Origin of the sequence: Sinorhizobium sp. 6-70 (assembly GCF_030124375.1) — a bacterium.
Lineage (GTDB): Bacteria > Pseudomonadota > Alphaproteobacteria > Rhizobiales > Rhizobiaceae > Sinorhizobium.
In genome coordinates this window covers 200,897-214,631 of record NZ_JASKLS010000003.1, presented here as the reverse complement: position 1 = coordinate 214,631, position 13,735 = coordinate 200,897, and the positions used below count along the sequence as shown (strand labels likewise).

At 62.9% G+C, this 13,735-nt stretch carries 11 protein-coding genes and 1 pseudogene; 4 read left to right on the top strand and 8 right to left on the bottom strand.

Features of this window, described 5'->3' with window-relative positions; genetic code table 11:
* Positions 1-5: 5 nt before the first annotated feature.
* From QN222_RS08155 to QN222_RS08130, 6 genes are read right to left on the bottom strand one after another with little or no spacing between them, the layout of a single operon-like run.
* Entirely contained in the window at positions 6-899 is an 894-nt protein-coding gene (locus tag QN222_RS08155) for a sugar ABC transporter permease (RefSeq protein WP_283965472.1), read from the bottom strand.
* The gene (locus QN222_RS08150; protein WP_284005355.1) at positions 896-2,005 is read right to left on the bottom strand and encodes an ABC transporter ATP-binding protein; all 1,110 of its coding nucleotides are present in this window, start codon (positions 2,003-2,005) and stop codon (positions 896-898) included. The genes QN222_RS08155 and QN222_RS08150 overlap by 4 nt, the downstream gene beginning before the upstream one ends.
* Before the next feature lie 11 nt (positions 2,006-2,016).
* The gene (locus QN222_RS08145) at positions 2,017-2,313 is read right to left on the bottom strand and encodes a hypothetical protein (RefSeq protein WP_283965470.1); all 297 of its coding nucleotides are present in this window, start codon (positions 2,311-2,313) and stop codon (positions 2,017-2,019) included.
* Positions 2,310-3,575: an ABC transporter substrate-binding protein gene (locus QN222_RS08140; protein ID WP_283965469.1), complete on the bottom strand. Its 1,266-nt coding sequence runs from the start codon at positions 3,573-3,575 to the stop codon at positions 2,310-2,312. Before QN222_RS08140 ends, QN222_RS08145 begins: the two co-directional genes overlap by 4 nt.
* Before the next feature lie 33 nt (positions 3,576-3,608).
* Complete coding sequence (locus tag QN222_RS08135) at positions 3,609-4,541, bottom strand: carbohydrate kinase family protein (protein WP_336621020.1); 933 nt, start codon at positions 4,539-4,541, stop codon at positions 3,609-3,611.
* A complete protein-coding gene (locus QN222_RS08130; protein ID WP_283965467.1) occupies positions 4,532-5,917 on the bottom strand; it encodes a 6-phospho-beta-glucosidase in 1,386 nt (461 codons plus the stop codon). The genes QN222_RS08135 and QN222_RS08130 overlap by 10 nt, the downstream gene beginning before the upstream one ends.
* A gap of 215 nt (positions 5,918-6,132) precedes the next feature.
* Here QN222_RS08130 and QN222_RS08125 point away from each other — a divergent pair, with 215 nt between their 5' ends.
* Together QN222_RS08125 and QN222_RS08120 are read left to right on the top strand one after the other, a co-directional pair.
* On the top strand, positions 6,133-6,906 hold the full coding sequence (locus QN222_RS08125; protein WP_283965466.1) for a GntR family transcriptional regulator: 774 nt from the start codon (positions 6,133-6,135) through the stop codon (positions 6,904-6,906).
* Positions 6,907-7,269: 363 nt separating this feature from the next.
* Positions 7,270-10,296 carry a calcium-binding protein gene (locus QN222_RS08120; RefSeq protein ID WP_284005354.1) on the top strand — a complete coding sequence of 1,009 codons (3,027 nt, stop codon included), beginning with the start codon at positions 7,270-7,272 and terminating at the stop codon, positions 10,294-10,296.
* A 78-nt stretch (positions 10,297-10,374) separates the two neighbouring features.
* On the opposite strand, the gene QN222_RS08115 is transcribed toward QN222_RS08120, so the two are convergent.
* Complete coding sequence (locus QN222_RS08115; protein ID WP_283965877.1) at positions 10,375-11,355, bottom strand: LysR family transcriptional regulator; 981 nt, start codon at positions 11,353-11,355, stop codon at positions 10,375-10,377.
* A 92-nt stretch (positions 11,356-11,447) separates the two neighbouring features.
* Between QN222_RS08115 and QN222_RS08110 the strand changes: the two genes are divergently transcribed.
* On the top strand, positions 11,448-12,236 hold the full coding sequence (locus tag QN222_RS08110) for an NAD(P)H-dependent oxidoreductase (RefSeq protein ID WP_283965876.1): 789 nt from the start codon (positions 11,448-11,450) through the stop codon (positions 12,234-12,236).
* 170 nt (positions 12,237-12,406) lie between these two features.
* Here QN222_RS08110 and QN222_RS08105 read toward each other — a convergent pair whose 3' ends face one another.
* Complete coding sequence (locus QN222_RS08105) at positions 12,407-13,366, bottom strand: MBL fold metallo-hydrolase (protein WP_283965875.1); 960 nt, start codon at positions 13,364-13,366, stop codon at positions 12,407-12,409.
* A gap of 215 nt (positions 13,367-13,581) precedes the next feature.
* Here QN222_RS08105 and QN222_RS08100 point away from each other — a divergent pair.
* A pseudogene (locus QN222_RS08100) lies at positions 13,582-13,677 on the top strand (IS5/IS1182 family transposase); the annotation flags it as partial.
* Positions 13,678-13,735: the final 58 nt, after the last annotated feature.

Genomic DNA, 13,735 nt, shown 5'->3' with positions numbered 1-13,735 from the left:
TTTCGTCACCCCGTCGCGCGATCGAGGCGCAGGACGCCAACGATAAGGATCGCGATCAGCCCGATGATCATGAACACCCAGGTGGAGGCCGCCGAGCCGACGCCGAGGTCCTGGAAGCTGATCAGTTGGTCGCGCGCATAGATCGACATCGTCATGGTGTTTTCATTGTTGGCCGCGAGCACATAGCTCAGGTCGAACATCCGGAGCGCATCGAGCGTGCGAAACAGCATCGCAACGCCAATCGCCGGCGTGGCGAGCGGCAGCGTTATCGACCAGAAGCGCTTCCAGTGCGGCACGCCGGAAACCTCCGCGGCCTCGTAGATCTCCTCGGGAATCAGCTGGAGCCCGGCGAGAATGAGCAGCACCATGAACGGCGTCGTCACCCAGACATCGATGAAGATCACGGTATAGAGGATGAGCGATGGTTCGGCGGTCCAGGCAATGCCCTTCTCGACGAGGCCCACGGTCACGAGCAGCTTGTTGACGAGGCCGAACTGGTCGTTGAGCATCCATTCCCATATCCGGGTCGAGACGACCATTGGCATCGCCCAGGGAACGAGAATCGCTGCCCTGACGATGCCACGACCGATGAAAGCCCGGTGGAGCAAAAGCGCGATCGCCAGCCCAAGAAGCGTCTCCAGACCGACAGATATGACCGTGAAGAACAGCGTGTTCTTGACCGCGCGCCAGAACACCGGATCTTCCGCGACGGTTATGAAATTGTCGATCCCGACAAAACCGTAGTTCGCCGGCGCATCGAGGAAGGCGTCGGTGAAGGAAAAGAAGATGCTGCGCGCGAGCGGCCAGATCGCGACGCCGACGAGCGCGATGATCAGCGGCAGCAGAAACAGCCAGGCCGTGCGGTTCTGCTGCCGTTGCATCCTCTCGGCCGCACTCACAGCGAAGCTCCCGATGCCAGTTGCATGGCGCCACCGTGATCGATCCGTCGCCCGTCTTCGCCGAAGAGATAGAGGTTTTCAGGCTGCCAGCCGAGCCCAACCGGCTGGCTCGTAGCGAATGCGGGCGGACTTCCGGTCGAGCGCACCGTCCAGACCAGCGTTTCGTCAAGCCGCACATAGCACACATACTCGTAGCCGAGATCTTCCATGCGCTCGAATGTCCCGCGGATCGCGCCCTTGGTCTCGGCGCTCACCAGCTTGAGGGCTTCGGGCCTGAGACCGATTTCGACGGGGCCGTCGGCGTCAGCAAGTTCCGCAGCATGATAAAATCCGCCGACGCCCCGGAGCACGCCGCCGGAAGAGGCGGTGCGGTCGAGCGGCGCGAAGTTCATGCGCGGACTGCCGAGAAAACCGGCGACGAACCTGTTTGCCGGCCGGTCATAAAGCTCCCTCGGCCGACCGACCTGCTCTATGCGCCCCTGATTGAGGATGACGATCCGGTCGGCGAGCGTCATGGCCTCGGTCTGGTCGTGCGTCACATAGATCATCGTCGTCTTTACGTCGGCATGCAGCTTGGCGATCTCAAAGCGCATTTCCATGCGCAGATCGGCGTCGAGATTGGACAACGGTTCGTCGAAGAGGAAAACCTCAGGCTGGCCGACAAGCGCGCGACCTATCGCTACGCGCTGCCGCTGACCGCCGGAAAGCTGCCGCGGGCGCCGGTCGAGCAGATGGCCGATCTTCAGCATCTCCGCGACCTTGGCGACGCGGCGCGGGATTTCGTCCTTGCCGAGGCGCGCGGTTTCGAGCGCGAAGCTGATGTTGCGCGACACGTTCATGTGCGGGTAGAGCGCGTAGGACTGGAAGACGAAGGCAAGCCCGCGCTTCGATGCCGGCACGTCGGTCACCTGCTCGCCGCCGATGAAGACGTCACCTTCGGAAACCGGGACCAGCCCGGCGATCAGGCGCAAAAGCGTCGACTTCCCGCAACCCGACGGGCCGACGAACACCGTGAACTCGCCATCCGCGATTTCCAGATCGATCGACCGGATGACATCGTAAGCGCCAAAAGTCTTGCTGACGTTTTTCAAGGTGACTGAAGCCATTACGCTGTCCTTCAAAGGCTCGCCGCGGCACCGTCGGCCAGGATTTCTCTGTCGCTGCATTCGAGCACGATGGTCGCAGGCCAGTCAGCCGTGAATCCGTCAGCCGTCGCCACGCGCTGCAGCGCTTCCTTCTTACCGCCGCCGCTCAAAAGCGGCCTGCACCTGCGCGCCTCGCGGATCGTCCTGAGCCCGACACTTATCCCATGCGTCGGCACCTCGTCGGCTTCACCATCGGGAACTCGTCGCGTCGAACCGCACATTTGCGAAAGGGCACCTCCGAGATACCCCGGAGGTGCCGCTTTGTTCATTCGCCGGCTTTCACGTCGCGCTGCAGCCGCCGTTCGAGATCGGCAAGTTCCTTGGCGACATCGTCCTTGCCGGAGATGATGTCATGGACAGCCCGGTAGAACGTGCGGGAAATGCGGTTGTAGTTCTTGCCGGTGGCGGCGGAGGGACGGGCGACCGATTCCTCGAAGGCCGTCTTTGCCATGCCGAGGAAGGGGATCTTCGCCAGCACGTCGGCGTCTTCGTAAAGCGCCGCGACAGTCGGGTTGTAGCCGCCTTCGATCGCGCGCATCTTCTGGTCCTCGAGGCCGACCATGTAGCGCAGGAGGTCAGCCGCAAGTTCCTGCTTCTCGGAATATTTCGAGACCCCGAGATAGGCCGTGCCGAGCGAGCCGCTTGACTTCTGCCCCTCGGCTCCGAGCGGAAGGGCGGAGACGCCGACCTTGCCGACAAGCTTGCCGCCTTCCGCCTGCGATGTGCCCCAAACATAGGGCCAGTTGCGGTGGAACACCGCATTGCCGCTTTCGAAGAGGGCGCGCGAATTTTCCTCGTCGTAGTTGAGGACGCCCTCGGGCGAAATCGTGCCGATCCAGCCGCGCGCACGGGTCAGCGCCGCTTCTGTCACGGGGCTGTTGATGGTGACCTCGCCATCGTCGGAGATGATGGTTCCGCCGCCGGCCGAGGCGATCCATTCGAGCGCGTCGCAGGTCAGGCCCTCGTAGCTGCGGCCCTGCCAGGCATAGCCCCACATATCCGGGTTTCCGGCCTTGCGCTCCGCGTCCTGGATCTCCTTCGCGGTCGCGGTCATTTCATCCCAGGTCTTCGGCGGCTCTTTGCCGTATTTCTCGAGCAGGTCCTTGCGATAGAACATCAGCCCGGTGTCGATATAGAAGGGCATCGCCAGAAGCTTGCCGTCGAGGCGCGCGGCATCCGTGGCGGAGGCGAAATGCGCCTTCACCTCGTCCTCCGGGATCTTCGACGTGACATCGAGCAGATGATCCTTGAACATGCCGAGCCAGATGACGTCGATATAGAGCACGTCGATGTCCGACGATTGGGCCGCGAAGAGCTGCTGGTAGATCGGGATCGCATCGTCGAGGTTCTGCGGCATCCGGTTGAGCTTCACCTCGTTGCCGGTTTTCTCCGACCACTTCGCGACGGCCTTTTCACACAATTCGTAGTCGGTCGCGGAGCAGAACATCGAGACCGTTTCGGCTTTTGCCGGGAGCGCCGATGCGAAGGCCACCACGGCCATGCCTGCCAGCATTTTCAGTTTGTGTTTCATGTCGTTCCCTCATTCGTTCTCTTGTGAACGTCGCTATATCGCGGCCTCCCGCCGCCGATATTTCTTAAGATGTTTTTCAAAAGGCAGATTGCGGCCGCCATAGCCGGTCACCGCGAGCGAACCGCAGATGACGGCGATTTCGATTGCGCCGCGCAAGTCCGGCTCGTTGAGCAAGCCGTGGACGAAGCCGGCATTGAAGCAGTCGCCGGCACCGGTCGTGTCGAACACGTCGACGGCGAGCGCCGGCACGCGGCAGACCTCTCCCTTCGAAGAGGCGATGGCGCCGTCCGCGCCGCATTTGACGACGACAGTCGGGCAGAAACGGGCGATCGAGGCGAGCGCACGTTCGGCGTCATCCACGCCGGTCAATGCCTTCGCCTCGGAGGAATTCGGCAGGAAGACGTCTATCAGCCTCAGCATGTCTTCGATGCCGGGCGTCGAGAGCTTGTAGTCAACATGCTGCAAGTCGGAGCAGACGATAATACCGAGATCACGCGCCGCCTGGATGAGCGCGCGCCGCTCCTCGTCGAGCGAGAAGCCCTGCAGCAGCAGGATGCGCGGCCGAATGCGATCGAGATCCTCCGGCTTCGGCAGCGGGTCCGGCTGCTCGGCATAGCTGATGAAGCCGCGGTCATGAGCGAACGAGAATGCCGCGCTCACCCGGCGCAACGGCTTGTCCAGATGGATGAAGAGCCCATCATCGATGTTTTCCCGCCGCGCTTCATCGATGATCATGCGGCTGAAGATGTCGTTGCCGAAGGTGCACCACCACCCCGCCTTCGTTCCAAGCCGGGCGAGCGCCAGCGCCGTCGAATAGGCAGCACCCGGTACCCATTCGAACTCTTCGGCCCAAAGATCGGCACCGATCTTCGGCACATCCGGGAGACCGCGGAAGATCAGGTCGAAGTAGTACTCTCCGACGACCATCACGTCGTAACGGGAGCCAAGCGTCTCGCTCACGACCAGTCACCTGCATATTGCGCATGCGCCGCGAGATATTCGTCAACCAGTGGCACCGCACGCGAATAGGAGAGCACGAGCGGATGCGCCATCAGCGCCTCGACGGCGAGTTCGCGGCTCCGCTCCTTGATCGCGCGGACGGCCAACCGCTCATAGCGCTTGACGTTCTGGACGAGCTGCGCCTGAGCTTCGGGCATGGCGCCCACCTTGAGCGGTCCGATACCGCTCTTGTCGACCACGCAACTCACTTCCACGACATCGTCGGCACGCAGGCCGTCGATCGCGCCCTCGTTGCGGACATTGAGGCCCGTATAGCAGGGCTTTCCGGTCTGCAGCGCATCGACGAGGTTGAGCGCGACGCCGGCGTAGCCTTCACCCTCTTCGCCGGTCTCTCCGGCCGCAATGCTTTCGACGAACTTGTCGGCCTCTTCCATGCTCGGCGCATCGGCAAGCGCGTAATGCATGTAGGTCGCGTTGCGTCGCCGCTCATAGGCATAGTAGGCCGCAAGTGCTCCCTCGGCGTCAGTATCGAGATTGATCGTGCCGAGCTTGGCGATCAATGCCGCGTTCAGGTCCTTGACCTCTTCACCACGCGTGCGCTCGTCCGACTTGAGCGCCTCGACGGCCCTTTCCGCATAGTAGTAGTAATAGAGATATTCGTTGATCCAGTTGCGCTGGTGGCGGATCAGCTTGCTGTCGAACATCCGCTGCGACGTCGCGCGGATAAAGGCGTCGTCGTCAAGCAGCGGCTGGAGCACTTCCTTGCCGTCGATCTTTGCACTCCTCGTGAAGGAGAGGTGGTTGAGGCCATAGACCTCGGCGTGCACGTCATTCTGCGGCACCTTGTACCAGCGCGCCAAGGCTTCCTGCGCACCGTTAGCACCATCGCAAATGCCGACCGTGCGGTGATAGCCTTCGTTCTGCAGAGCCTGCGCGACGAGGCCCGCCGGGTTGGTGAAGTTGAACAGCCAGGCGTCGGGGCTGACCTTCTTCAGGATTTCCGCGTATTTGAGGATCACCGGAATGCTGCGGAGCGCCATCGCAAAGCCGCCCGGACCGGTGGTCTCCTGACCTAGCACGCCATGGGCAAGCGCGATGCGTTCGTCCTTGACGCGACCCTCTTCATTGCCGGGCCGGACCGTGGTGACGACGTAGCTTGCCCCTTCCAGCGCCCGCTCGGCATCGGCAGACATCGTGATCCTGACCGGGGATTGCATGCGCCGGGCCAGCTCCTGGCTGATCCGCCCGAACAGATCGAGCTTCTGCTCATTGATGTCCTGCAAGCAGATCTCGGTCAGACCGCTTCGCTCCGCGCGCCGCAGGGCGGATCCGACAAACAGGGGTGCCCGGACGCCGCCGCCGCCAATCAAGGTCAGTTTCATTCTTTACTCCGCCGTTCCGATTGTGATATCGCTACTGGATATAACCAGTTATGTCAATTCGATCTGCAGACGCTTTTCCAGCAATCCACCAGGTGGTTCGACACCGGTATGCGGGGAAGCAAGGTTGGATGGAATCTCACCCGGCTCTTGTCTTCAATCTTGTCAGGTGCAATGCAGAGGGGCATCCGGCAACTGGCGGCTGAAACGAACGGCACATGGCACGACACGCAAATCTTCCGGACGAAAATCCCATCGATCGCAACCACCCGGATGCGCTCTACGTGCAATTGCGAAACCTGCTCAAAGGCATGATCGAAAGGCGGGAACTTGCGGTCAACGACAAGCTTCCGTCAGAGCGGGAACTGGTCGCAGCCTATGGCGTCAGCCGCATTACGGTGCGCCAGGCGGTCAAGGAACTCGAGAACCTCGGCTATCTGCAGACACGGCCCGGCAAGGGCATCTATGTCACCGAACCAAAGCCGATCTATGAGCTCGAGATCGTGCGCAGTTTCACCCAGACGGCCTATGCGAACAATCTCAAGCCCGGGATGCGGCTGCTCGCCGGCAAGATCATCCGTGCTGACGCCGAGGTGGCGCGGCCGCTGTCCCTGCCGACCGGCGCAGACGTCGTTTTCCTGGAGAGGTTGCGCCTCCTCGATGACGTGCCGGTCGTCATCCAGCGGGACTGGTTTTCCGCGTCGCTCGCGCCCGGCATCCTCGACATCGACTGGACGGTCGAGAATCGGTCGCTCTATGCGGAGTTCGAGAACCGCTATGGAATCATTCCGTCGCGCGGCCAATCGACCTTGAGCGCCCGGCTCGCCACCGACACGGAGGCGTCATTGCTCCAACTCGACGCACCTGCTGCGGTTCTGACGCTGGACCAGATCGCCTACGACACGCACAACCGCACGGTCAACGTGAGCGCCGCTGCCTACCATCCGACCCGCTATCCGCTGTCGTTGACCCAGTCCCACAGAAGGCTGTGATCCGTCGTCATCCGGGCGCCTTTCTCTGCAACCATAGATCTGCGTATGGATCCGGGAATCTACCCGTTTGGTCTGTTCCCGCGGAAACACAAAACGTTCTCGGACTCGTCAATATATGGCAGCAAGAACGGCAGGGAACGTTCTTCAGGTCACGCAATACCGCGTGACTTGCGAGGGGTTAGGCTGGGGAGACACTCCATGAAACGGCATCGCATCTAGTCTATTCGATGCCTTGTCGCTCGCGACGATGAGCGACCGCCCGTCATGGGCGCCTCTTCCAAAAAACCATCCATCACCACGCCGAGGCAGCCGCCTCTGCGAACAGCGACGCATGTCCCGATGCACAGGAACAAGGAAAGACATATGGCGAATATCTTCGGAACTGTCGGCAAGGACGTTTTGACCGGCAGCGATCTTGAGAATGATTTCATCGCGGCGCTTGCCGGCGACGACATCGTCAACGGCGGCATGGGCAGCGATACGGTGAGTGCCGACGAGGGCAACGACACCGTCAGCGGCTCGTTCCAGGGCGACAGCCTCATGGGCGGCGACGGCAACGACACGCTGAACGGCAACAGCGGAAGCGACATGCTGAGCGGCGGGGCCGGACAGGACAAGCTCAACGGCGGCAGTGGTCGGGATACGATCACCGCCTTTGAGCTCAGCGAAGTCTCCGGCGATGTGGTCGATGGTGGCTCCGGCACCGACATGGTCATGCTCGATTACTCGGAACACGGCGCAAAGCTTAACATCGCGATCAAGGATTGGATCGCACCGCAAACGCTGATCGGAGGCATCCAGACGACCAACGTCGAGGCGTTCAGCATCACCGGAACGGCCTTCGATGATGTCGTTACCGGCGGTAACTACTCAGACATGCTGACCGGGGGACTCGGACACGACCGGCTTTCGGGCGGACGCGGTCATGACTTGCTCCAGGGCGGAGACGGCAACGATACGCTCAGCGGCGGCTACGGCTTTGACTTCCTGAACGGCGACGCCGGCATTGACACCCTGTACGGTGACGCCGGGAGCGACTACCTGAGTGGTGGTGACGGCGACGACAAGGTCTATGGCGGCGACGGCGCAGACTGGCTCTCGGGAGATGCCGGCAACGACGTGCTTTCCGGCGGCAACGATAGTGATGTCGTTTCCGGTGGTGCCGGTATCGACAACCTGGCAGGCGACGCCGGCAATGACTCGCTCGACGGCGGTATCGGTGACGACAAGCTTGAGGGCGGCGCCGGCGACGACACTCTCAACTACACCTACGGCCAAGGCAAAGACACGATCACCGACGTAAGCGGCAGCGACCGGCTGGTGGTCCGCAACTTCTCCGGAAACTTCACCGCGAAGGCAGCCACCGAAATCAATACTCTCGCCGGCGGCACGACGTTCAAGGGTGTCGAGCACTACTCGATCTACGCGAGCGGCTCGGGCATCAACAAGGTCGTGACTGGCAGCGGCAATGACTATGTCGACGCCGCGGCCGGTGACGACTACGTCGACGGCGGTGCCGGCAACGACACGCTCCTCGCCGGAATTGGCCGCGACACCGTCAACGGCGGCATCGGCAACGACTCCGTCACCTTGGGCGACGGCGGCGCCGACAAGGGCGACGGCGGCACGGGCACAGACACGGTCGCGGTCGACCGTCGCTCGCTGACAACCGCGCAGACGTTCTCTGCGACCGGTGCCACGGCGACGCTCTCCGACGGTACGAGCCTCAAGAACTTCGAGCATTACCGCGTCGAGTTCGGCTCCGGTAATGACGTGGTGAAGTCCGTCGGCTCCGCGCTCAGCGTCGCCTTCTACGGTTACGGCGGCAATGACACGCTGATCGGCACCAACGGCAACGACACGCTCGATGGCGGAGAGGGAAGCGACACCCTCAACTCGGGCGCAGGAAACGATGTCATCCGCGATTTTGGTGGCAAGAACTCGATCACTGCCGGCGACGGCAACGACGTGGTCAGCGTCGGCGACAGCGCCACGGGAGCGGCCAGCTACAACACGGTCAATCTCGGAACCGGCAACGACAGCTTCACGCGCACCGCCTCGACCGGCACGCTGGTCGTTGACGGTGGAACGGGTACCGACTTCGCCTCCATCAATTTCAGCAAGTATACGCAGGGCATCACCTTCAAGCTTGCTGCATCGGTGACAGCGACGAATGCTCCGGTCACGGTGAAAAACGTCGAGCGGGTCGCGCTCGTCGGCGGGACGGGCAACGACGTCTTCGCTGGTGGCAGCCTCAACGACGATCTGCGCGGCGGCGCCGGTCACGACAGTCTCAGCGCCGGGGCGGGCAACGATCTCCTGTCCGGCGATGCGGGCAACGACACGATCCGTGCTGGAACGGGCAACGACACCATCTATGGTGACACGGCGACCACCACCGGCGGCAGGGATGTGATCTACGCCGAGGATGGCAACGACAAGGTCTATGCCGGCATCGGCGATCGCTCCGACGGCGGCACGGGCACGGACGTGATCAGGCTGAACGTCTCCGAGCAGACGAAGGATATCGCCTTCAACTTCTCGACCGGCACGGTCAATGTCGACACGGTGACATCCTTCAACGCCTTCGAAGCGCTGGACTATGTCGGCAGCAAGGGCAAGGACACGGTTACGGGCGGAACCCTCAACGACATCCTCGACGGCATGGCCGGCAACGATGTCCTAAGGGGCGGCAACGGCAATGACACGCTCCGCGACGGCGCCGGCGACGACCAGCTCTTCGGCGATGCCGGGAACGACGTTCTCACCCGCACCGTTCATTCCGGTAAGGACCTCTTCGATGGCGGCGTCGGTATCGATACGCTGAGCTTTGCGGCGGGAGCGACGTCAGTCGTACTCGATCTGCAGACCCAGGCCAAGAACAAGGGGCTGGCGCTCGGTCTCACCGTCAAGAATTTCGAGACCATCATCGGCAGCGCAGCCGATGACGAAATTCGCGGTGATGCGACCGCCAACACGCTCTATGGCAAGGGCGCCGACGATATCCTCGATGGCCGCGACGGCAACGACACCCTGGTCGGGGGCGCAGGGGACGACTGGCTGACCGGCGGAGCCGGCAACGACAGGTTCGTCTTCGACCGCGAAGGACGCGACGGTGAAGGCGACGTCATCACCGACTTCGTCCGTGGCCAGGACAAGCTCATCATCGATCGCGCCGCCTTTGGCATCGCCGCCGGCGACACGGCGGTGACGCTGGTCACCGGCGCGGACCCGGTCGCGGCAAGCAGCAAGGGCACGTTCCTGTTCGAGACCGACAATGGCCGCCTCTGGTACGATGCCGACGGCAATGCCGCGACAGCGGACCTGGAACTGGTTGCGATCCTGCAGAACGTCAAGGCTCTCTCGACGAGCGACTTCTCCTTCCTCTAAAGTGGGGCCTCTAGGGTAGAGCGTCACCTGGATGCGCCCGTCCCGCGACAGCGGGGCGGGCGTTTCGTCGTTTCCAGGCTAGTTCTCCCGGAGGTCACCTCCAGCGGCCGGTTCTTCGAGCCGGGAGCCGTGCTTGGGCCGCGGCTTTTCGATCCCCGGGACGAGGCCGATTTGCTCGACGAGAAAGTCGACCAGCAGCCGCACCCGCGCAATGCCCGCCCGTTCCGGAACGATCAGCATGCTCAACGGAACGGACGGAAGCGAATAGTCGGCCAAGATCGCCGTCAGCCGTCCGGTCGCCAGGAGGTCGTCAACCAGCCATTGATGCGCGGGCGCAATGCCGCGCCCGGCGACGAGAGCTTCGCGCGCTGCAAGGCCGTGATCGACCCGGAGCCGTCCCCCGAAGGGCACGGCATGGGACCCTCCGCCCGGCCCATGCAGGGTGAGGGTGTCGCTTCCCGCCACGTTCGACATCCGGATAGCCTCATGGCCAGACAGGTCCTGCGGCACAGCCGGCACACCCCGCGCCGCAAGATAGCCCGGCGCCGCCACCAGCAGGCGCCGGGACTGGCCGAGCGCTCTGAGTTTCATGGAGCTGTCCGCAAGCGGGCCCAGGCGAAGCGCGATATCGAACCCCTCGCGCACGAGGTCGATCCGCTCGTCGGTGAGGCTGAGGTCCACCCCGATATCGGGATAGCGATCCTGGAAAACGAAAATCAACCGGCTGACATGCATGACGCCGAAGGCCGCCGTACAGGATAGACGGATAGTGCCGGCTGGAGCGCCACGCGTGCCGCGCGCCTCGTCCGTGGCCTGCTCGACGAGGCGAAGGACTTGAACGCAGTTGGCGTAATAGCGGCTGCCTTCATCGGTCATGGTGACGCGCCGCGTCGTCCTGCTGATGAGAGGCACGCCGACCGCCTCCTCGAGTTCCCTGAGATGGCGCGTGACCGTCGACTGGCCCACTCCGAACTCGCGCGCAACAGCCGACAGGCTCCCACGCTCGGCCACCCGGACGAAGGTGCGCATGCGTTCCAGCGTGACGTCGTACTTATCCATTTTTCGGCAAAATCATATCCATTATGTAGATCTAGCGGATCGCTGCCGCGTTGGCTACCTAAGCATCGATTTTGCTGTCGGAGGCCGACCTTATGAAAGTTCTGCTCGTATTCGCCCATCCCGAACCGCGTTCGCTCAATGGCGCGCTTCGCGATATCGCCATCAAGGAACTGGAGGCCCAGGGCCACGAGGTGCGCATGTCGGACCTTTACGCCGACCGCTGGAAATCCGAGATCGATCATGCCGACTTTCTCTCGCTCGCCCCGGACGCGCGATTGAAGGTGGCCAAAGCCTCGGGAGAAGCTTTCGCCACCAACGCTCTGACCGAAGACGTAAAAGCCGAGCACGAAAAGCTCTTGTGGGCCGACGTCCTGATCCTGCAGTTCCCGCTGTGGTGGTACAGTATGCCGGCGATCCTCAAAGGCTGGGTGGATCGCGTTTACGCCTACGGCTTCGCCTATGGTGTCGGCGAGCACAGCGACAAATATTGGGGCAACCGCTTCGGCGAAGGAACCTTCGCGGGGAAACGCGCGATGTTGCTCGTGACCACCGGCGGCTGGGAGGAGCATTACTCCGCCCGCGGGATCAATGGGCCGATCGACGACCTCCTATTCCCGATCAATCACGGGATCCTGTTTTATCCGGGCTACGACGTGCTTCCGCCGTTCGTCGCCTATCGGGTCGATCGTCTTGACGAGGCCAGCTTCCACGCCGTGGCCGAGCGCCTGCGCGAGAGGATGCGAACGCTCGACTCCACGCCGCCCATTCCCTACCGGCGGCAGAACGCCGGAGACTATGTGATCCCGAGCCTTCAGCTTCGACCGGATCTCGGGGATCCGGGTGCGAACGGCTTTGCTCTTCACTTGAACGGCACTCGCTGAACGTTCGCTTCGCTTCGGAAGAGACCCAATCGTGCGTCGCAGCGCAATGGCGCGAAGGGCCACTTGCTACCGCAAGCAGCTCGCACGGCACTGCGATACCGGCGGTGTCGTACGAGGCAGCGATCGACCAGTTTTCAAACGCATGCGGTCATCTCTAACCCAACAAGCGGTCAGTAGTCCCACCAGGCTGGTACCCAACGAAAGAGATTGCCGGCGGCCGCCACATGGCCGACGGAGGGGAATGGCATGTGCGTGGACACTAGCAACGAGCCGGTCTCCGCCAGCTCCCGCATAAGACGGAGCCGAACGCGGGTCGCTTCCTCCGGGTCGTGTTCGAAACCGTTGTGCCACTCGGGGTGGTCGAACGAGGCCGGGAGCAGGGCGTCGCCGGCGAACATCAGCCGGTCGCCGCCGGACGCCAGGCGGACGACGCTATGCCCTGGGGTGTGGCCGCCGGTGCGAGTGACGACCACCCCCGGCGCTACCTCGGACTCCTCGTCGAAGGTCCGCAGATGGCTGCGGTACTCATCCAGGAACTGCCTGGACGACCGCCGAATCACCTCCACAAACTCCGGCGGCATGGCGGTGCGGGAGAAGTCGGGCGACTCCCAGAACTTGGCCTCGGCGGCGGACACATGGACCCGCAGGTCCGGACGCAACCGGTCCTTCACGCCGTCGACGAGCAGCCCGCCAACGTGGTCAAAGTGCATGTGGGTCAGCACCACGTCGGTCACGGACGCGAGATCGACGCCGGCGGCCTCGAGTCGATGAACAAACTGACCGGCCCGCGGGTAGCCCGCGTATTCCCCTCCCAGCCCGCTGTCGATGAGTATCGTCTGGCTGCCGCTGCGCACCACGAACGCGTTCAGTGCCCAATCTAGGTCGTCCTGCGGGAGGAACCTGTCGCCCAACCAGGCCGCGCGGACGGCCGGGTCGGCGTTGGTGGCCATCGCCTCGGCCGGTATCTCTATGATTCCATCGCTGACCACCAGCACGTCAATCTCGCCGACCCGCACCGCGTAGCGCGACGGAACCAGTTCGTCACGCCGCAACTGGTGGTGTGAGGTACCCAAGCCTGCGTTTGTCGCCTGCTGAACGGTCGTTCGAGGACTTGTTTGTACCTTCGACATGATATGCTCCTGTTTTGCGTGATCGGACGTGTCGGTCACGAGCGACGTCGCCGACTCTACGTTGAGGCGTGTTGGCGATCGACCCACACATGAGGATAGGGCAAGCTTGTGCTCTCAGCGGACCGCAGCGAGATTTGATGAGGCTGGTATGAAGGCCGCGCCGCTCTCGCCCGCCGAACGGTGCCCGGCGCCCAGCGTTTACTCGTATGCGCCTCAACAACCGGACCGAGCCAATGTGCTTCTGCGGTCACCTCTACCGTGCCCGCAATCTGATTGAGCGGTTCTTTAGCAATACCAAGCAATGTCGCCGGCCACTCTATCAACTTGCGGGGCGGTTCCCCAGATAGGGCGTCGATAGCTGGGTCGCCT